Genomic DNA, 19,678 nt, shown 5'->3' on the forward strand with positions numbered 1-19,678 from the left:
TCAGCCCCAGCTCATCTCGCCCTTGGCGACCTTGGCACCGATCTGGGCGGCGATCAGCATGCCGTGGTCGGGGTACCGGGTGGTGAGGGCGTGGGTGAGCGCTGCGCCGTCGTCGGCCTTGCCCAGCTCTTCCTCGAAGGCGTTCAGGTAGTCGCGGGTGCCGGTGATGGCGCTGGCGTCGGCGGGCGTGTCGGGTAGCCGGTGGCCGGGCACGACCAACTGCGGTTCGAGGGCGGCCATCTCGTCCAGCAGGGCGATCCACGCTGCGCGCTGCTCCAGGTTGGGGGTGTCGGCGACCCACACGTGCTCGCGCTGGAAGAGCAGGACGCCGCCGAGGATGGCCCGGTGCTGCCCCTGCCACAGGTAGTGCCGGTCAGGCAGCACGGCCGGTCCGCCCCGCAGCTGGAACACGTGGTCTTCCAGCGTCAGGTCGCCGCTGAGCGGGGTGAGGTCGACCAGCCGGGTGGGAAGGTTCGCGCCGAGCGCGGCCCAGGCCTTGAGCTTGCTCTCGTAGGAGTGGTGGATGTGCGCGATGGTCTGCGGGGTGGCGACGAAGGCCGCGTCGGGGAAGGCGTCGGCGACGACCTCGGCCCCGAAGTAGAAGTCCGGGTCGCCGTGGCTGATGAACACGGTGGTCAGCCGCTTGCCGGAGTCCAGGATGTGGGCGACCAGTCGGTGGCCGTCGGCGCGGGTGAACCCGGCGTCGACCAGCAGCGCGTCGTTGTCGCCGGAGATGAGAGTGGCGGTCTTGTTCTTGCTGCCGGCGGGAAAGTCCAGGTCGAAGATGGTGAAGTCGAGCGTGTGCATCGGTTGCTCCTCGGGATGTGCGGACTTGTGGTCAGGATGTGGTGGTCGCCGTGATGGTGGCCAGGCGTTGGTTGATCTGGTCGGCGGTGGCATGTCCGAAGGCGAGCGGGACCACGCGTTGACCTGCGGCGGCCAGCAGGGTCGGGTACGCGTCGACGCCCAGGTCGACGGCGCGGCGGAAGTCGGCCTCGGCGGCGGCCTGCGCGGCGGGCTCCTGGAAGGCGGCGACGACCGCATCGGCGTCGAGCCCGGCCGCTCCGGCGACCGTGCGGTAGGTCTCCGGTGCAGAGAGGCTGTGCCCATCGATGTAGAAGGCGCGCTGGAGCGCCCCGGCCAGCTCGACCGCTCGGTCGGGGGCGGCCTGACGCAGGGCGGCCACGCCGCGGGCAGCAGCTTCGGAGTCCATCACGAATGAGCCGTCGACGATCAGTCGGTGGTAGCCATCCCCGAACTCGGCTCCGGTCAGTTCGCTGATCTTGGCGTTTGCGGCCGGTACGTACCCGAAGTTTCCGATGGGTTGCCGGCGTTCCCCGACGAACAGGCCGCCGGACACCACCTCGACAGGCAACTCGGGGTGCCTGGCCGCGACCTGCGACATGGTGCGGGAGAACCCGTGTGACCAGCCGCAGTACGCGTCGAAAACGTAAACGAGCTTCATGGCTGTCCCAGCTTGTGCGGCGCTCGCCCGGCGCGAGCGGTTCACCTGATGCAACAGATTCTGACACGTCAGGTATTTCCACCCGGCGGGGGTCCCAGAACGTGATGCGCGCCACAGCGTGGTCAGCGCAGGCGCGGCAGCACGTCTCGCGCCGAGTGGCTGAGGATCCGCAGATCCTCCGTGAAGCGCTCGCGGTGGGAGGCCGGCAGCGGTTGCAGGAAGTACTGCTCGATGTTCTCCACGTGCACCCGGGAGGCGCGGACCACCGTCTCCTCGCCCAGCGGGGTGAGCCGCACCAGCCGGCCCCGTCGGTCGCCGGGATCCGCGACACGCTCCACCAACCCGGCCACCTCCATCCGGTCCACGAGCCGGGTCACACCACCCGTGGTGAGCACCTGCTCCCGGCTGATCGCCCCCATCGACAACCCGCGACCGCCTGCCCTGCCCAAGATCAGAAGGACCTCGAACATCAGATGGCTGATTCCGCACTCCTGTTCGATCGCCCGGCCCAGGATGTACTCCAGCCGATTGGCCGCCCCCTGCAACCGACCAAAGGCCAGTATCAGCTCGTGGTCGGCGGCTTCCTTGGCCGTTGAGATCTCTGCTTGCTCAACCACTGCGCCGATACTCCTCTCGACACCCAACCCTAGATCACGACCGACGAAGGCCCGGTCGCGATACCGAGACAAGTGTCGCGGTGTAGTCGAGGCTGGCAGCGCTTTCTGGCGGTGGCACACGGGCAGGCCGGCAGGCAGGCGTCCGCGGGCACGTGGGCCTGCGCCACGGCTTCCAAGCCGATGGCCCGTCCCCCGGTGCCCGTTACCGGCGAGCCGCCGCCCCGCCAGCAACGGGCGGTCGGGTCAGTAGGCGACGGTGATGCGGCGGCGGATGTTGTCGTCGGTCTCGAGTTCGTCCACCAGCGCGACGGCGTAGTCCTCCGCGCTGATGAAGCTGCTGCCGTCGGTTGCGGTGAGCAGGTGGTCACCGCCTCGCCGGAAGGTGCCGGTGCGCTCACCCGGGGCGATGTGGTCGGCGGGTGAGACGTACGTCCAGTCGAGGTCGGTCACCTCGATGCGGAGGAGGTTGAGCAGGTCGCGCTGGGCGAGCGCCTCGGCCTTGTAGACGGCGGGGAAGTCGGGATTGTCGACCCGGTCCTGTCCGGACGCGGTCTTGAGGCTGCCCGCGCCGCCGACGGCGATCAGGCGGCGTACGCCCGCGGTGCGCAGACCTTCGACGAGCGAGCGGTAGGTGCCCAGCAGTGGGGCGGCGGGGTCGGAGCCGTCGCGGGGCGGGGAGACGGCGGAGACCACCGCGTCGTGACCGGCGGCCTGCTCGGCCACCGCGGATGGCACGGCGGCGTCCAGGGCCACGGCGGTCAGTGTCGGGTCGGCCGGCAGGCCGTCCGAGCGGCCCGAACGGGACGCGGCGGTGACCTGGCATCCGCGGTTGAGCGCCTCGGCGACGATGCGCGAGCCGAGCATGCCGGTGGCGCCGATGACAAGGATCTTCACGAGGGTTCTCCGTTCGTCGGATTCGAGGGATTCGAGGACGGAAGGTGAGGCTGCGACTCGTTCTGCACGAGCCCGCGCGGGCAGTGCCCGAGCACCTTCGTCACCAGTTCCCGCAGGATGAGGCGCTCGACCGGAGTGAGCGCTCCGAGCAGGTCCTGGTTGACCTGCGGCACGTGCGCCTGCAGGGCCCGCCGCAGCCGTTGCCTACCGTCGGAGGTCGGCTCCAGCAGGGCCGCCCGGCGATCGTCGGGGTGGGGGTGACGCACCAGCAGCCCTGCCTGTTCCATGCGGGCGATCAGGCGGGTGAGGCCACCGGAGGTGAAGGAGAGGTCCTCGGCCAGGCGGGCGCTGGTGGTCCGGCCCTCGGGGTGCCGCGCCAGCCGCAGCAATACCTCGAACTCGGAACCGCCGAGCCCCGACGCCTCGCGGATGATCTGCTCGGATCGCCCGCCGATGGTGTCCGTGACGCGCAGGATGTCGCCGTACAGAACCACCGCGTCATCGTTCACGAGGGTTTCCGGGACCGTACCACCGTCGCTCATAAACCTGACTGTACAGCAATCTACAAGCCGGTGCACGGCGCGCATAAACAGAAGAACATGCAGTAAACCTGCGAGTGAGTAGCACCACACCCGCCATCGCCACATGTAAATTAGCTGCAACGGCAGCTAATCTCAGGTCTGAACATGAGACCATTGGAAGGGAGTCATCATGGCGATCGGGCGACGTCAGGTTCTGGTGGGCGGCTCACTCGCGGCCGCGGCTACCGTGGTGGGCACCGCCAGGGAGAACAGCGCTGCGGCCAGCCCAGCCCGCTCGGCCGGACGTCCAGGTTTGACGGTGCACGAGGAGACCAAGAGCCTGCAGCAGCTCTACCGGGAGGCGAAGGCCGAGGGCGGCACCCTGACGGTCTACGCGGGCGGGGACACCGCTGTCCAGCAGGACGGCAACAAGGCGGCCTTCGAAAAGGCGTTCCCCGGCGTCACCGTGAACATGGTCGTGGACTACAGCAAGTTCCACGACGTCCGTGTCGACAACCAGCTCGGCACCGACACCCTCGTCGCCGACGTGGTCCAGCTGCAGACCCTCCAGGATTTCCCCCGGTGGAAGAACCAGGGGGTACTACTGCCCTACAAGCCGGCCGGGTTCTCCCGCATCCACCCCGCGTTCAAGGATCGCGACGGCGCCTGGACCGGCATCTTCGTCGACGCGTTCTCCACGATCTACAACATCGACGAGGTCGGGGCGAAGGCGCCCGCGACCGCCGCGGACCTGCTCGATCCGCGCTGGAAGGGCCGCATCGTCTCGACCTACCCCAACGACGACGACGCGGTGCTGTACCTGTACAAGCTCATTGTCGACAAGTACGGCTGGGATTGGTTGGACAGGTTCGTCGCCCAGGACGTGGCCTGGGTGCGGGGCACGCAGGAACCCGCCGACCGGGTAGAGGCGGGCAGCGCCGCCGTCGCGCTCGGCACCGACGGCGCGCTCACTCCTGGCGCGGGCGTGAAGACCCGTTTCCTCGTGCCGACGCACGACCCGTTCATGGCGTGGGCTCAGCGGGCTGCCATTCTCGCCGGCGCTCGGCACCCCGCGGCGGCGAAGCTGTACCTGAACTGGTGGTTGTCGAAGCAGACCCAGTCCGACTTCTACATGTGGTCCGTCCGCACCGATGTCGCACCGCCCCAGGGCTACCGGCCCATCTGGGCCTACCCCAACGCCAACCTCGACGGCTTCGACCGTTTCATGAACGACCGCGGCCTTGCCGAGCGCTTCCGCCAGCAACTGGCGCTGTACGTCGGCGAGGTCGAGGGTGACCCGTCCCCCGGCTGGCTGGGGCTGCACCCCGGACGATGAGCCCGGCCACGTCATTGTCCATTGACAAGTCCGTTTCGAACGTCCACAGGAGGCATCACATGCGCATCCGCTATCCGCATGCCCTCGCCGCCCTCGCCGCCGTCGCGGCCGGCGGGACGGGAGCCGCCCTCGCCGTGAGCCCCGCAACGGCGGAGGGCGCTACGAACTCGGCGCCCTCGCGGCATTCCCGTACCGTCACCATCACGGCAGTGGAGAAGGGGACATCCATCAACATGGTGGACGTCGCCCCCAGCGACTCGGCCCTCGGTGACCAGCTGATCGGTACCGGCGACCTCGTCGGTACCGACGGCCGCAAGATCGGAACGAGTAGCTTCCAGGGCATCTCCACCAACGCCAAGCCACGCACGTCGGAGATACTGACCTTCGTCTACGAGCTGGCCGGCGGAAAGATCACCACCGCGGGCACCGCCACGCTCTCCGCCAACGGTCCGATCTTCGACGAGCAGTTCGCGATCACCGGCGGCACCGGCAGATACCAGAACGCGCGCGGCCAGGTGCGGGTCGTCCAGGAAACCGTCGAGCAGGCGAAGGTCACCTTCCACATCGAGCAGTGAGTTTCGCGGGCTCGTAGCCGTCACGGCGGTCGCCGGACCGGCCTGGAAGCGGGGGGACGCGCCGGGCAGGCCGGACGACCGGGCCGACGGAGCGCCCGCACCGAATCAACTGAGACCACGACCACGACGCCCGGCAGGTCGGAAGCCAACCCGTACACCGGCGCCGCAGGCGCCACACCGCGCACCTTGAGCAGCGCCTCGACCTGCGCCGCGCGGACCGTCATCGACGATGGGAGGGCGAGCTCAAACGCCCGGTACGCCGCTGCCGCTCTCCCCCAGCTCTGCGGTGAGCTGCTCCTCCGTGAGGGCTTCGACCTCCAGGTAGATCTCCGCCGTGGCAGTCAGGATCGCCGGATCCGTTGCCCGGCGCAGCAGTGCGTCCGCGAGCCGTGCGACGGTCAGCGAGCCGAGCACGTCGTGGATGCGGACGTCGTCGGTGTCGAGGGCGGCGCGGAGGCGCGCAGTGATGGCCGTGGCGAGCACGGAGTCGCCGCCGAGCTGGAAGTAGTCGTCGTGCAGCCCGATCGGGCCGGACTGGAGGGCCTGCTCCCAGACGTAGGCGACCAGCTTCTGCAGGGGCGTTTCGGGGCCTGCGTGCGTCTCGTCCGCCGGGCGCGTCTCGGCGAGGGCCGTGAGCGCCCTGCGGTCGACCTTGCCGTTGGGGGTGAGTGGCAGTTCCGACGTGACGACGAGGGGGTCGGGCAGCATGTGCGGCGGAAGGCGGAGGGCGGCATGCGCGACCAGGTCGGCGGCGGTGACGCCGGCGCTGACCGCGACTGCGGCGAGCCGCGGCGCGCCCGTCCCCCGCAGCACGAAGGCAACCGCCTGGCGGACCTCGGGATGGTCGCCGAGGGCGGCTTCGACCTCGCCCAGCTCGATGCGGAAGCCGCGGATCTTCACCTGGTCGTCGGCGCGACCGAGGAACTCCAGGGTGCCGTCGGGCCAGTACCGGGCGCGGTCGCCGGTGCGGTACCACCGCCCGCCGTCGCGGGTGACGAACCGGTCGGCGGTGCGGTCCGGATCGGCACGGTAGCCGTCGGCCACGCCTGCCCCGCCGATCCACAGTTCGCCAGGGACCCAGTCCGGGCAGTCGCGGCCCTGCGGGTCGACCACCCGGCACTGGACGCTGCGCAGCGGGGTGCCGTACGGAACGCTCGTCCACTCGCCCGGAACCACCCCGTCGTGGACCTCCTGGATGGTGGAGTGGATCGCCGTCTCGGTCGTTCCACCGAGGCCGAGGAAGCGGCAGCCGGGCACCTGGGCGTGCAGCCGACCGGGCAGGTCGGTGCCGACCCAGTCTCCGCCGAGCAGGACGACGCGCAGGCTGTCGCCCAGCGGCTCGGCGCGACCGGCGGTCAGCAGCATGTCGAGCAGGCTCGGCACGCAGTTGAGCACGGTCACGGCGTGGTCGCGGACGAGGGCGGCCCAGGCGGCGGCGTCGCGGCGGGCCGTTTCGTCGACCGCGACGATGGCCCCGCCGACGGAGAGCGGCGCGAACAGGTCGAAGACCGAGAGGTCGAAGTCCAGCGCGGACAGGGCGAGGGTACGGTCGTCGGCGCTGAGGGCGAGCCGCTCGACCAGGTCGTTGATGGTGTTGGCGGCGGCCCGGTGGGACACCTCGACGCCCTTCGGCTCGCCGGTGGAGCCGGAGGTGAACAGCACGTACGCGACGTCGGCCGGGGCGGCGAGAACGGGGGCGGCGGCAGGGTGCGCCGCCGTGACCGCCGTGGCGTAGCTGACCTCGTCGTCGTCGGCCGGGTGCTCGGCAACGACGACCGTGATGCCGGCCCGCTCGCGGATCCGGCGTACCCGCTCCGCGGGCTGCTCCACACCGATCGGGACGTAGTGGGCACCCGCCGCCAGCACCCCGAGGACGGCGACGACCTGCTCCGGGCCCTTGGGCAGCCGGACGGCCACGGCGTCGCCGGCCCGGACGCCGAGGTCGGCGAGGGTGCGGGCGAGGCGGAGGGCACCGTCGGCCAGCTGACCGTAGGTGAGGGCGGTACCGGCTGCGGTCACGACCGCCGGCCGGTCCGGCTCGTGGGCGGCGCGGGCGAAGAACGCGTGGTGTAGCGGGTGCTCTGGCAGCGGGCCAGCGGTGGCGTTGACCCGTTCCCGCACCGCCCGGCACGCCGGGGGACGCAGGTCCCCGACCGGGTGGTCCCAGGCCGCGCCGTTCGCGACGCGACCGAGCAGATCACCGAAAGCGGCGAACATCTCGTCGGCGACGCCGTCGGGCAGCGCGTCGGCACGGACGTCCCAGTTGACGAGCAGGCCGCCGTGCAGCTCGGTCACCTGGGCGTCGAGAACGACCTGCGGGCCCTGGGAGATGATGTGGACCGGCTCGCCGAGGACCCGTTCCACCTCGGCGCCGAAGAGCTCGCCGAGGTCCAACGCGCTGGTGAACACGACAGGGGCGAGCACCTGCGTGCCGTGCTCCCGGGAGAGGTCGCGCAGCACGTCCAGCCCCGGGTACGAGGCGTGCGCGACGGCGTCGTGCATGGACTGCTGCACGTCCTGGGCGCGCTCGGCGAACTCGGCGGGCTGGGACACGTCCACCGGCAGCAGCACCGAGCTGGTGAAGTCGCCGACGAGACGCTCCACATCGGGGTGGACCGGCTGACGGTCGAACATCGGGACGTTGAGCAGGAAGCGTGGTACGCCGCTCCACGCCCCCAGCACCTCGGCGAACGCCGTGGCGACGGCCACGGCCGGAGTGACGGCGTGGCGGCGGGCCTGGCGTACCAGGCCGGCACGGGTCCTGGGGTCGAGCCACCGGTGCAGCCGGACGACCCGGTCCGGGTCGCTCCGCTGACTCTCGGGCCGCGCCGGAAGCTCGGGAGCGCCCGGCAGATCGGCGAGCCGCTCCTGCCACCAGCGCACGTCGTCGGGACGGGGCCGCTCGGTGCGCCGGTGGGCGAGGTACTGCGCGTACTGGAGGCCGAGAGCCGGCAAGGGCTGGTCCGGGTGCTCGTAGAGCCGGACCAGGTCGGCGAGGAGCATCCGGTAGCTGCGGGCATCGGCGGCGAGCATGTCGATGTCGACGTGGACGCGGGTGCGGCGCTCGGGCAACAGGGTGACCCGCACGTCGATCATCCGCCCCTGTTCCACCGGGAGGAGCTGGTGGGACATCTGCTCGCGCAGTGCCGTGGTGGCCGCGGCGGCCTCGTCCGGGGCGGCGTCGCGCAGGTCGAGAACCGGCAGCTCGGAGCCGTGCCGCCATGGTTCGGTGACCTGCCGCCCGTCGTCCAGGATGCGGGCGCGCAGCATGTGGTGATGCTGGGCGAGAACGGCGAGGGCGGCGCCGAGCCGGGCGGGATCGACGTCGTGACCGTCGAACTCGGTGTAGAGGTGCGCCGCGACGGCGCCGAGCTGCTGGCTCGCACCGCGCCCCACCCAGTACGCGTGCTGCATCGGCGCGAGCGGGAACGGTTCGCCCTCGGGGATGGCGGGTACGTCCGGGCGGCCGGATGTGGTCGAGTCGTCGGACGGTGTCGTGGATGCGAGCAGGGCGGACCAGGCGCCGAGGGTGGGGGTGGCGATGAGGTCGGCGAAGCTCACCTGGGCGCCGCGCTGGCGTAGCAGTCCGGCGATGCGCATCAGCTTGAGCGAGTCGAGGCCGAGCGCGATGAGATGGTCGTCGTCGCCGGCAGTGGTTCCGCTGCCCAGCAGCTCGAGGGTAAGTCGCCGCAGGTCATCCAGGTCGGACATCGACAACCTTTCGGGAGTGCGCGCATGGCCGTTGGTCGAGGGTCGTCGACCACTGGTTAGGCTAACCTAACCTACTACGGGACGCGTCCAGTGGGGACCCCCGTTCCGGTTGTGCCGCCTGCGAAGGAGAACCAGCGATGCATGTCCCCGACGAACTGGTCGCCCCCCTTCCCTCTGGCCTGACGCCCTGGCCCCGCGACCTGCGTGAGCGTTACGTCGAACGCGGGTACTGGGACGGTCGGACGCTGGGCCGGCTGCTGCGGGACTGGACCGAGGCGCACGGCCGCCGGCTCGCCCTGGTCGCCGGCCCGCACCGGATGACGTACCGGCAGCTCGACGAGAGGGCCGACCGGATGGCGGCGGGTCTTGCCGACCTCGGCATCCGGGCTGGTGACCGGGTGCTCGTTCAGCTGCCCAACACCGGGGCCTTCCCGCCGCTGCTGTTCGCCCTGGCCCGGGTCGGCGCGATCGCTGTGCTGACGCTGCCCGCGCACCGGCTCACCGAGATCGGTCACCTCGCCCGGCTCTCCGGCGCGGTGGCCTACGTCGTCGCGGACGAGGTCGCCGGGTTCGACTACCGGGAGCTGGCCGGGCAGGTCGCCGCGCAGGCGCCGGACCTGCGCCATGTGCTCGTCGATGGCGATCCCGGGCCGTACACGGCGCTCGCCGCGGTCGACGCGGAGCCGCGGGAGTTCGTGGAGCCCGATCCCGCCGACGTCGCCCTGCTGCTGGTCTCCGGCGGCACGACCGGCGTGCCGAAGCTGATCCCTCGAACGCACGACGACTACGGCTACAACGCCCGGGCCAGTGCCGAGGTGTGCGAGCTGGACCGCGACACGGTGTACCTCGCATGCCTGCCGATCGCGCACAACTTCCCGCTCGCCTGCCCGGGCATGCTCGGTACCTTCGCGGTGGGCGGCACGGTGGTGCTGTCACCCTCCCCCGCACCGGACGACGCGTTTCCGCTCATCGAGGCGGAGGGCGTCACCCACACCGCGCTCGTCCCGCCGCTGATCCCGCTCTGGATCGAGACCGTCGGTTGGGATCCGGCGGACCTGTCGACGCTGGAGGTGCTGCAGGCCGGCGGGTCCAAGCTCTCCGCTGAACTCGCCCGGCGGATTCCCGATGCGCTCGGCTGCCGGGTTCAGCAGGTTTTCGGGATGGCCGAGGGGCTGCTGAACTACACCCGCAGCGAGGACGACGACGAGATCGTGGCCACCACGCAGGGGTGGCCGATGTGCCCGGACGACGAACTGCGCATCGTCGACGCCGACGGGGCCGACGTCGCCCCGGGCGAGGTGGGCGAGTTGCTGGTGCGCGGCCCGTACACCCTGCGGGGGTACTACCGGGCGCCCGAGGTGAACGCCACGGCGTTCACGCCGGACGGGTACTACACCACCGGTGACCTGGTCCGTGCCCTGCCGTCCGGCCACCTCATCGTCGAGGGGCGGGTGAAGGACACGATCGATCGCAACGGTGAGAGCGTCTCCGGCGAGGAGATCGAGAGCCACCTGCACGCCCACCCGCTCGTCGACCGGTGCGCCGCCGTGGGGGTGCCCGACGGCGCCGAAGGCCAGCTGATCTGCGTGGCGCTGCGACCGCCCGCCGGCGCTTCGGCGCCGGAGCTGGCGGACGTGCGCGCGTTCCTGCTGGACCGCGGCGTCGCGGCCTTCAAGCTGCCCGATCTGCTGGTCGTCGTCGACGAGCTGCCGCTGACCGCCATCGGCAAGATCGACAAGCGGGCGCTGGCCGCTGCTGCCGCTGCTCCGGCCGCCGCACCATGACGCCGTTTCGCCGTCGCTGACGCCGGGCTCGACGCGCCTGCCCCGCCGCCACGTTTCGACGCGGCGGCGGGGCATCGCTCATCCCCGGGCCACGAGACTCGCCGGGCGCAGGTCGGTCCAGTGCGTCTCCACGTACTCGATGCAACCCTGGCGGGAATCCTCGCCGTGGGCGATGGACCAGCCCGCTGGCACGGCGGCGAAGGCCGGCCAGATCGAGTGCTGGTTCTCCGCGTTCACGAGCACCAGATAGCGGGCGTCGTCGTCCTCGAACGGGTTGGTGGCGGCCATGGGTCCTCCTTCGGTAAGGGTGGGTGAGGGTCAGCCGGGGCTGGCGGCGGTGGCCAACCCGGCATTCGCCTGAGCATGCGCCTCGGGTTCGGCGCGACGCTGGACCAGCGAGTCGCAGATCTCGCCGGAGCGCACCGCGAGGGTGGAGAGCAGGGAGGCCGTCAGGCCGTGGCTGTGCTCGGTACCGGCGCCCTGCAGGTAGAGTCCCGCCCGAATCCAGTCGGAGGTGGACACCCGGTGGTCCCGGCCGATCCGCAGACGCCCGCGCCCGTCGGTGACGCACTCCTCGGCGAGCGGTCCCAGCAGCTCGCGCGGATCCATCGGTTGGTAGCCGGTAGCCAGCACCACGGCGTCCGAGTCGAGCCGGTACCGCTCCCCCGTGGTGAGCGACCGCAGCACACACCGCACGCCGTCCGGCTCCTCGTGCACCGAGACCAGGGCGGTGGTGTTCAGGATGCGCAGCCGCTGCGCGCCGGCGACCTTCTCCTGGTACACGATCCGGTAGAGCTGCTCGATCAGGTCGCTGTCCACCACCGAGTAGTTGGTGTTGCCGTGGTAGCCCAGCAGGGCCTGCTTGACGTCCTCGGGGGCGGCGTAGAAGTCGTCCACGGCGGCCGGATCGAAGATCCGGTTCGCGAACGGGCTGTCGTCCGCCGGGCTGTAGCCGTACCGGGTGAACACCGCGCACACCTCGGCGTCCGCAAAGGTGCGGTGCAGGTACTCGGCGGTCTCGGCGGCGGACTGGCCGGCCCCGACGACGACGAACCGCCGGTGTCGCCGTTCCCCCAGCTCGCGGGTGCGGAACAGCAGGTCACGGTTGTGCCACACCCTCGGTCCCGCGGTGACGCCCGGGGGCAGCCGCGGTTGCAGGCCGGTGCTGACCACCACGTTGCGGGTTCGCAGCACCCGGTGCCCACCGTCGGCGTGCGACACCACCACGTCGAGGTGGTCGACCCGCCCAGCGGTGGCGGCAGCGGGCCGGATGGCGACCGCCGTCTCGCCGTAGGTCACCATGTCGTCCACCGCGGCGGCGCACCACCGCAGGTAGTCATGGAATTCGACCCGGGTCGGGAAAAAACTCTTCTGGTTGATGAAGTCCGGCAACCGGCCACGCTCGTGCAGGTAGCACAGGAACGTGAAGCGGCTGCCCGGATCGCGCATGGTCACGAGATCCTTGAGGAATGACACCTGCATCGTCGCGCCCTCGATCAGCATCCCCGGGTGCCAGCCGAACTGCGGCTGGCGCTCCACGAACGCCGCGCGCACCGGTTGGGCGGCCGGAGGTCGGGTGTTGTGCTCGTGGATCGCGACGGCCAGTGCCAGGTTCGCGGGGCCGAACCCCACGCCCACCACGTCGTGGACGGTGTCCGCCGGCCCGTGCGGCGTCGGGCCCGAGTGCCGTGCTGACATGCGGTTCTACCCCTTTCTCTGTGCGTGGATGAATGCCGGCGCAACGCCGGGGCCGCGCAGCGGCTCGAGGGCCGCCTCCAGCACGGCGGTCCGCTGGTCGAGCAGGTAGAAGTGGCCGCCCGGAAAGGAGCGCACCCCCGCGAAACGGTCGGTCACCTCGGCCCACCGGGCGGCGTCGTCGGCCGGCGTCGCCGGGTCCTGCGCACCACGGAACACGAACACCGGGGTAGGCAGGCGGATCCGCGCCACCTCCGGCCGGTACGGCTCCAGGAGTCGCAGGTCGGCGCGGAACGTGTCGAGGGCCAGCGCGCGCAGCTCCGGATCGTCGAACACCTGCGCCGGGGTGCCACCGAGCTCCCGCAGGTACCCCGCGAGCCGGTCGTCGTCGTATCCGGCAAGGGCCGGTCGCGGGTCCCGCTGGCGGGCCGGGCTCGCGTACCCCGACACGATCAGCCCGGCCAGCGTGCCGCCCGCCGCGTCGACCCGCCGGCTGACCTCGTACGCCACGGCCGCACCCATGCTGTGTCCGAACAGGGCGACCGGTCGGTCGCCCAACGGACGCAGCGCCTGCGCGACGGCGTCGGCGAGTGCCGCCAGATCGGCCGCCGGTGGTTCTCCCCCGCGCTGCTCGCGACCGGGCATCGTGACGGCGAGCACCTCCACCTCGGGCGGTGCGGTCCGGGCCCAGTCGAGGTAGAACGACGGCAGGCTGCCGGCCGGGGTGAAGCAGACCAGCCGACCCGTTGCCTCGGGCTTGCGCACGTACGGGCGGAACCAGCGCGTCCAGTCGTCGGTCAGCGGCATGGATCGCTTCCTCTCGCGGGGTGCGGTGCCTCCGCGCCGGCCAGGATCGGCGGGGCGCCGTCCGGCGTCACGGCACTACGGCGGCGTCCGCCTTGGTGATGGCGGCGGCGGTGTCGGTGAGGACCTTGGTGAAACGCTGGTAGGTGAGCGGCGTCTCGGTCTGCCAGTCGGCAACCTGATTGGCCTTGACGGCGGGGCTGCTCTGCCAGGCGGGGTAGGCCGCCAGCTGCGTCAGGTCGAGGCCGCCTTCGGGGCGCGCGTCCTCGAAGATCAGGTCGGCCTGGTACCGACCGGCTTCCTCCCAGCTGAGCGACTCGAAGCCGGCCTCGGGCTTCGCCGGCTTGACGACCTGCACACCGAGCTGCCGCAGGTACTTCAGGTCGGCGTGGAAATCGGGGTCGGCGACGAAGAAGTTCTCCTTGGTCCCCGACACGACCGCCACCGACAGCCCGGGCTTCGCCGCCGCCGCCGTCCTCACCGCGTTGGCGGCGGCCTCGAACTCGGCTCTGGCCTGCTGGACAGCCGGGCTGTCCGGGTCGGCGCCGAGGGCCGTGGAGAGCTCACCGAATCGCTTCACCGCGTCCGGGGCCGCGACACCCATCAGCTGGATCACGGCGATCGGAGCGATCTTCTCCACCTTCGCGATGACCTCCTCGGGGATGTACCAGATCATCGGGCCGTAGGCGATCGTGACGATGAGGTCCGGCTTGAGCGCGATCAGCTTCTCCAGCTGAAACTCGCCGAACGCGGTGCCGACCGACTCGACGCCGGTGAGGTCCAGGTTGCCGATCTGCGGGCTGGGCTTGCCGTCCGGGGTCTTCTGCGGACCGAACACGCCGACCGGCTTGATGCCGAAGTCGTACAGGGCGGCGGCCGGGTGGGACTGCGCCACGATCCGGGTCGGACGCTTCGGCAGGTCGATCTTCTTGCCCCGGTCGTCGGTGAAGCTCCACGGGCCCTCGGCGCTGGCCGACGCCCCGCCGCCCGTCTCCGGGGTCGCGGTCTGCGCGCCGCACGCGCCGAGCAGAACCGTCATGACGACGGCGGCGCCCACGGCGAGCAGCCGCCGCCCGCCCTGGACGGGAGAGCCGATCAGTGACATGGTGCGGGTTTCCTTTCAGCAGGCGCCCCAGGGCACTGCGCCCGGCGGCGTCGGTAGGTCATCGAGGATCAGTGGGCGACGAGGACGGAGTGGTGGCGGCCGTACGGCACGACGTGTGGCCCGCCGCTCACCGGGTCGTCGACAACGACACACGCGAGGCCGAAGACGTCCTCGACGAGCTGCCGCGTGATGACCTCGCCGGGGGGCCCGGCGGCGACGACCCGGCCGTCGAGCATGGCGATGACGTGGTGGGCGTACCGCGCGGCGTGGTTGAGGTCGTGCAGGACGAGCACGACGGTGCGGCCCTGTGCGCGGTTCAGGTCGACGACCAGGTCGAGGATCTCGATCTGGTGGGCGAGGTCGAGGTGGTTGGTGGGCTCGTCCAGCAGCAGGACACCGGTGTCCTGGGCGAGCGCCATGGCGATCCAGGCCCGCTGCCGCTGTCCCCCGGACAACTCGTCGATGCCGCGCCGGGCGTCGTCGAGCAGCCCGGTCGCGGCCAGGGCGCCGGTCACGGCCCGCTCGTCCTCGGCGGACCACTGCCGCCACCACGACTGGTGCGGGCTGCGACCACGCCGGACCAGGTCGAGCACGGTGATGCCGTCCGGCGCGGTGGGGTCCTGCGGCAGCACACCGAGCAGCCGGGCGAGTTCCTTACCGCGCAGCGTGTGGATCGGCCTGCCGTCGAGGTGCACGCTGCCGGCCGCCGGGCGGAGCAGCCTCGCCAGGCCCCGTAGCAGGGTCGACTTGCCGCAGGCGTTGGCGCCCACGATGGCGGTCACCCGGCCGGGTGGGATCGTGACGTCCAGGCCCTCCACCACCCGGCGGCCGGGGTACCCGAGCGTCAGTCCCACAGCGGCCAGTTCGTGCGCTGGTCGATCCATGTCAGCCTCCTACACCGGAACGGTTGGCGCGGCTCAGCAGCCACAGCAGGACCGGGGCTCCGAGAGCGCCCGTCACGACGCCGACGGGCAACTCGGTGCCGGGCAGCGCTTCCCGGGCGAGTACGTCGCCGAAGAGCACCACCGCGGAACCCACCAGGCCGGACGAGACCAGCGCGGGGCCGGGCGTACCGACGAGCCGCACGGCGATCTGCGGACTCACCAGGGCAACGAAGGCGACCGGCCCGGCGGCGGCGGTGCCGACGGAGACCAGCGCCGCCGCCACGGCGAGCAGGGCGATCCGGGCGAGCTGGACGGGGTAGCCGAGCGCCTGGGCGGGCGCGTCGCCGAGTTGCAGCCCGCGCAGCCACGGCGCGAGGACGACGACGGCCGGCGCGAGAACGGCGAGGCCGACGACGAGCGGGCCGACGTGTTCCCAGCCGCGGGCGTTGAGGCTGCCGGTCAGCCACATCAGGGCCTGCTGCGCCTGGTACACCCCGGCCTTCAGCAACAGGTAGGTGGTGACGCTGCCGCACAGCGCGGCGACGCCGATCCCGACCAGCACGATCCGGAACCCGGTCGTGCCGCCGTTCCAGGCCAGCAGGTAGATCAGCAGCGCCGACCCGAGCCCTCCGACCAGCGCCACCGTCTGCAGGCCGAGCCCGGAGCCGGCGCCGATCAGCAGTCCGGCGGTGGCGGCGGTGCCGGCACCGGCGGACACACCGATGACGTCCGGGCTGGCGAGCGGATTGCGGGTGAGCGACTGGAAGATGGCCCCGGAGACGCCGAAGGCGGCCCCCACGAGCAGGCCGACCAGGGCACGAGGCAACCTCAGGTCGTGAACGACCAGGGCCGTCACGTCGTCGCCGCCGGTCACCAGCGCCGCGGCCACGTCGGACAGCGGCAGGTCGAGTTCGCCGACGGCGACGTCGAGCGCGAACGCCCCGGCGACCGCCGCCGAGAGCAGCAGGCACACCAGCACCGAGCGGACCCGCACCAGCCAGGACGCGCGGGTGCCGGGCACGCTCACCACGACACCTGGGACGACCGTCGACGCCTGCGCTGGAGGGGACATGTCACAGCTCCCGGAGTCCGCGACGGCGGACCAACGCGACGAAGAACGGCGCACCGAGCGCCGTGACGACGATCCCGACGGGCAGCTCGTCGGGCCGGGTGAGCAGCCGGCCGGCGATGTCGGCGGCGAGCAGCAGACACGGGCCGAGCAGGGCCGAATACCACAGGATCCACCGGTGGTCCGGGCCGGTGAAGGCCCGAACGACGTGCGGCACGACCAGGCCGACGAAGGCGATCGGCCCGCACAGCGCCACGGCGGCGCCGGCCAGCAGGGTGACCGCGGCGGCGCCGCGCAGCCGGACGAGATGCACGCGCTGCCCGAAGCCGCGGGCGATGTCCTCACCGAGCGCCAGGGTGTTCAACGCCGGCGCGGTGGTCGCGGCCAGCAGGGCGCCGGCGGCGAAGAAGGGCAGGATGGATCCGAGCGTCGTGGCGGGTTGGCCGGTGAGCGCCCCGACCGCCCAGAACCGGAAGTCACCGAGCGCCGCGGCGTCGACGAGCAGAGCGGCGTTGACGAGCGACTGCAACAGCGCGGAGACCGCCGCGCCGGCGAGGGCCAGCTTGGCTGGTGTGGCGCCGCCACGGCCGGCCGAGCCGAGACCGTAGACGAGCGCGGTGGCGACCACGGCGCCGGCGAGGCCGAACCAAACGTAACCGTGGACCGACACGACGCCGAACACGGCGGTGGTGAGGACGATGCCGACGGAGGCGCCGGCGGTGACGCCCAGGATGCCCGGATCCGCGAGGGGATTGCGGGTCAGCCCCTGCATCAGGGCGCCGGCGACCGCCAGCGCCGCTCCCACCAGCAGCCCGAACAGCGTACGCGGCAACCGCATCTGGCGGACGATGCCGGCCACTTCGGACCCGTCCGGGTGCAGCAGCAGTGTGAACACCTGATCCGGCGGAATCCACCGGGTGCCGAGCGCCACGGACAGCAGGCTGAGCAGCAGCAGGAGGGCCAGACAGCCGAGGGTCGCCCACGCGTGCGCCCGGCCGGCGGGCAGCACCGGCCGGTGTGGCGCGACGCTCGTCGCCTCGGATGTCACCAAGGTAGGATAGCCTCGCCTAACTAAGTTGGATAGTTGCGGTCGTCACTTCTCCGGTGGACGACACCGCGGCGGCCCGGTCGACATCCACCGGGTCGGCGTGTGAGCCGCCAGCCCGGTGCCGCCACAGCTCCGGATAGCACCATCCCACCAGGGCGGCCGTGACGAGGCAGAGCGCCCCACCGGCGACGACCGCCACGGCCGGGCCCACCACACCCGCCCCGAGGCCCAGCAGCACGCCGCCGAGCGCGGGCGCGGTCATCGCCTGCGCGAGCCAGAGGCTGCCGACCCGGCCCTGCAGACGCGCGGTGGTGTGCTGCATGAGCAGCGTGCGGCGCAGAATCTCGGAGACGGTGTCGGCAGCGCCACCCAACGCCAGGAAGACCAGACCCAGCCCGAGTACGGGACTGGCGCCGAAGCCCACGATCACCACGCCGTAGGCGCCGACCACCCCGAGCAGCACCCGGCCGGGCCGGCGCAGCCGCACCGTCCAACCGGACACCACCGAGGCGAGCGCGGCACCCGCCGCGGGGGCGGCGGTGAGCAGGCCCACCGCGCCCGGGCCGGCGGCGAAGACGCGGTCCGCGAACTGGGGAAACAGCGCCGCCGGGGTCGCGAACAACGCACCACAGAGGTCGACCAGCAGCACGGCGGCGACGAGTCGGGTGCGCCGGACGAAGGAGACCCCCTCCCGCATCGCGTGCCACCAGGCGGCGCCGCCGCCCGATTCGCTTCCGGTAGGCGGCTCCGGCGGAAGCGCGCCGAGCCGGGCGAGCAGCGGGATCGCGCCGGCCGCGCCGAGCGCCGCCATCGCGTAGGTGGTGGACAGGCCCGGACCGGCGACAAGCAGCCCACCCAGCAGCGGGCCGGCGATGGCGCCGACGGTGGTCGTTGCGGTGACCAGCGCACCGGTCGGCGGCAGCTGGTCGGCCGGCACGAGGCTGGGCACGACGGCGGTCAGCGCGCTCTCGGCGATGCCCTCGGTCACGCCGAACAGCGCGCCGAGCAAATAGATCAGCCACACCCGGGGTTGGTCGGCCGCCGCGTTGAGGGCCAACGCGGCGAACGTCACGACGGCCCAGCCGCTGCCGAGCAGGATCAGGCCCCGCCGCTCCCGGCCGTCGGCGAGGACTCCCCCGGCGAGCAGGCCGACCAGCAGGCCCGCGCCCAGGACCAGACTCACCGCCGCCACCTGGAACGAAGATCCGGTCAGCGCGTAGACCTGCACCACCACGCCGACGGACGTGAGCCCGATGCTGATCAGCCCCAGCAGCCGGGCGGCGAGCACCCAGGCCAGGCGTGACCCGCCCCGCAGGGGGCGCAGATCCAGTCCGAACTCACGGATACGCACCCGTCACCTCCACGCGTCGCTATAGCTTGATTAGGCTAACCTAAGTTAGGGTGCCCTTCGAGCGATTCGGCTTCGGAGGTGACGGGAACGTGTCCAGTCTGGACGACGGCGGCAGGACCGACCTGGCGGCCCAGCGGCGGGAACTCGTCCGCCGCCGACTCGCGGAGCGGGGGATCGCCCATCGGCCGGACGCACCCGCCACCGTCCCCCGCGTCACCGGGCCTGCGCCGCTCTCCGCCGCGCAACGCCGCATGTGGCTGCTGCACCAACTGGAGCCGGAGGGAACGGCCTACCACGTCTGCGTGGGCGCACGGCTGTCCGGCCCGTTGTCGGCATCGAACCTCGACCGGGCCCTGCGCAGCGTCGTGCGTCGGCACGACGTGCTGCACTCCGTGTACCGGGTCGACGCCGACGGCGAACCGCGCCAGGTCACCGTGTCGCCCGACGGGCTGGAGCTGCGTACGACGGACCTGACCGCGCTGACGCCCGCCGACCGGGAGGCCGCCGTCGACCGGGCCGCCGCACGGCTCGCCGGACGCCCGTTCGACCTCGCGACCGAGCTGCCGGTGCGCCTCGAGATCGTCCGGCTCACCGCCGACGAGCACGTCCTCCTGCTGGTGGCGCACCACATCGCCTGGGACGACGCCAGCTGGCAGGTGCTGCTGCACGACCTGGGCGCCGCGTACGCCGGACGGGAGCTGCCCGACCTGCCGGCCCAGTACGCGGACCTGGCCGCCGCGGAACACCAGACCCCTGCGTGGACCGTCGCGGACCTGACCCACTGGCGGAACCGGCTGGCCGATCCCCCACCCCCGGTAC

The 19,678-nt window shown here is 71.9% G+C and carries 18 protein-coding genes; 4 read left to right on the top strand and 14 right to left on the bottom strand.

Features of this window, described 5'->3' with window-relative positions; genetic code table 11:
• The 5 genes from E1193_RS08410 to E1193_RS08430 all read right to left on the bottom strand — a co-directional run bounded on the left by E1193_RS08410 (window position 1) and on the right by E1193_RS08430 (window position 3,518).
• Complete coding sequence (locus E1193_RS08410) at window positions 1-807, bottom strand: MBL fold metallo-hydrolase (RefSeq protein ID WP_132181863.1); 807 nt, start codon at window positions 805-807, stop codon at window positions 1-3.
• A 31-nt stretch (window positions 808-838) separates the two neighbouring features.
• Entirely contained in the window at window positions 839-1,465 is a 627-nt protein-coding gene (locus tag E1193_RS08415) for a DsbA family protein (RefSeq protein WP_132181865.1), read from the bottom strand.
• Between the two features lie 122 nt (window positions 1,466-1,587).
• Complete coding sequence (locus E1193_RS08420; protein WP_132181867.1) at window positions 1,588-2,082, bottom strand: MarR family transcriptional regulator; 495 nt, start codon at window positions 2,080-2,082, stop codon at window positions 1,588-1,590.
• 243 nt (window positions 2,083-2,325) lie between these two features.
• Window positions 2,326-2,976, bottom strand: coding sequence for an NAD(P)H-binding protein (locus E1193_RS08425; RefSeq protein ID WP_132181869.1), 651 nt, complete (start codon window positions 2,974-2,976; stop codon window positions 2,326-2,328).
• Window positions 2,973-3,518, bottom strand: a complete 546-nt coding sequence (locus tag E1193_RS08430) for a MarR family transcriptional regulator (protein WP_132181871.1) — start codon at window positions 3,516-3,518, stop codon at window positions 2,973-2,975. Before E1193_RS08430 ends, E1193_RS08425 begins: the two co-directional genes overlap by 4 nt.
• Before the next feature lie 169 nt (window positions 3,519-3,687).
• On the opposite strand from E1193_RS08430, the gene E1193_RS08435 reads away from it, so the two are divergent.
• Together E1193_RS08435 and E1193_RS08440 are read left to right on the top strand one after the other, a co-directional pair.
• The gene (locus E1193_RS08435) at window positions 3,688-4,833 is read left to right on the top strand and encodes an extracellular solute-binding protein (protein WP_132181873.1); all 1,146 of its coding nucleotides are present in this window, start codon (window positions 3,688-3,690) and stop codon (window positions 4,831-4,833) included.
• A gap of 59 nt (window positions 4,834-4,892) precedes the next feature.
• Complete coding sequence (locus E1193_RS08440; protein WP_207922628.1) at window positions 4,893-5,408, top strand: hypothetical protein; 516 nt, start codon at window positions 4,893-4,895, stop codon at window positions 5,406-5,408.
• 243 nt (window positions 5,409-5,651) lie between these two features.
• On the opposite strand, the gene E1193_RS08445 is transcribed toward E1193_RS08440, so the two are convergent.
• Complete coding sequence (locus tag E1193_RS08445; protein ID WP_132181875.1) at window positions 5,652-9,119, bottom strand: non-ribosomal peptide synthetase; 3,468 nt, start codon at window positions 9,117-9,119, stop codon at window positions 5,652-5,654.
• A gap of 137 nt (window positions 9,120-9,256) precedes the next feature.
• On the opposite strand from E1193_RS08445, the gene E1193_RS08450 reads away from it, so the two are divergent.
• A complete protein-coding gene (locus E1193_RS08450; protein ID WP_132181877.1) occupies window positions 9,257-10,903 on the top strand; it encodes an AMP-binding protein in 1,647 nt (548 codons plus the stop codon).
• Window positions 10,904-10,981: 78 nt separating this feature from the next.
• Here E1193_RS08450 and E1193_RS08455 read toward each other — a convergent pair whose 3' ends face one another.
• From E1193_RS08455 to E1193_RS08490, 8 genes are all read right to left on the bottom strand, one after another.
• Window positions 10,982-11,191 (bottom strand): MbtH family protein, encoded by a 210-nt coding sequence (locus tag E1193_RS08455; RefSeq protein WP_132181879.1) that lies wholly within the window; start codon window positions 11,189-11,191, stop codon window positions 10,982-10,984.
• A gap of 30 nt (window positions 11,192-11,221) precedes the next feature.
• Window positions 11,222-12,601: a lysine N(6)-hydroxylase/L-ornithine N(5)-oxygenase family protein gene (locus tag E1193_RS08460; protein ID WP_132181881.1), complete on the bottom strand. Its 1,380-nt coding sequence runs from the start codon at window positions 12,599-12,601 to the stop codon at window positions 11,222-11,224.
• Between the two features lie 6 nt (window positions 12,602-12,607).
• On the bottom strand, window positions 12,608-13,405 hold the full coding sequence (locus E1193_RS08465) for an alpha/beta fold hydrolase (RefSeq protein WP_132181883.1): 798 nt from the start codon (window positions 13,403-13,405) through the stop codon (window positions 12,608-12,610).
• Window positions 13,406-13,472: 67 nt separating this feature from the next.
• Entirely contained in the window at window positions 13,473-14,507 is a 1,035-nt protein-coding gene (locus E1193_RS08470) for an ABC transporter substrate-binding protein (RefSeq protein ID WP_132181885.1), read from the bottom strand.
• 68 nt (window positions 14,508-14,575) lie between these two features.
• Complete coding sequence (locus E1193_RS08475) at window positions 14,576-15,391, bottom strand: ABC transporter ATP-binding protein (RefSeq protein WP_132181887.1); 816 nt, start codon at window positions 15,389-15,391, stop codon at window positions 14,576-14,578.
• A 1-nt stretch (window position 15,392) separates the two neighbouring features.
• The gene (locus tag E1193_RS08480; RefSeq protein ID WP_132181889.1) at window positions 15,393-16,463 is read right to left on the bottom strand and encodes an iron chelate uptake ABC transporter family permease subunit; all 1,071 of its coding nucleotides are present in this window, start codon (window positions 16,461-16,463) and stop codon (window positions 15,393-15,395) included.
• 1 nt (window position 16,464) lies between these two features.
• Window positions 16,465-17,508: an iron ABC transporter permease gene (locus E1193_RS08485; RefSeq protein ID WP_243707423.1), complete on the bottom strand. Its 1,044-nt coding sequence runs from the start codon at window positions 17,506-17,508 to the stop codon at window positions 16,465-16,467.
• Window positions 17,509-17,527: 19 nt separating this feature from the next.
• A complete protein-coding gene (locus E1193_RS08490) occupies window positions 17,528-18,859 on the bottom strand; it encodes an MFS transporter (protein WP_132181891.1) in 1,332 nt (443 codons plus the stop codon).
• A gap of 89 nt (window positions 18,860-18,948) precedes the next feature.
• Between E1193_RS08490 and E1193_RS08495 the strand changes: the two genes are divergently transcribed.
• Window positions 18,949-19,678: condensation domain-containing protein (locus tag E1193_RS08495; RefSeq protein WP_243707425.1), on the top strand; the 730-nt coding region annotated here is incomplete at its 3' end.

The sequence above is a fragment of the Micromonospora sp. KC606 genome (genome assembly GCF_004348675.1).
Lineage (GTDB): Bacteria > Actinomycetota > Actinomycetes > Mycobacteriales > Micromonosporaceae > Micromonospora.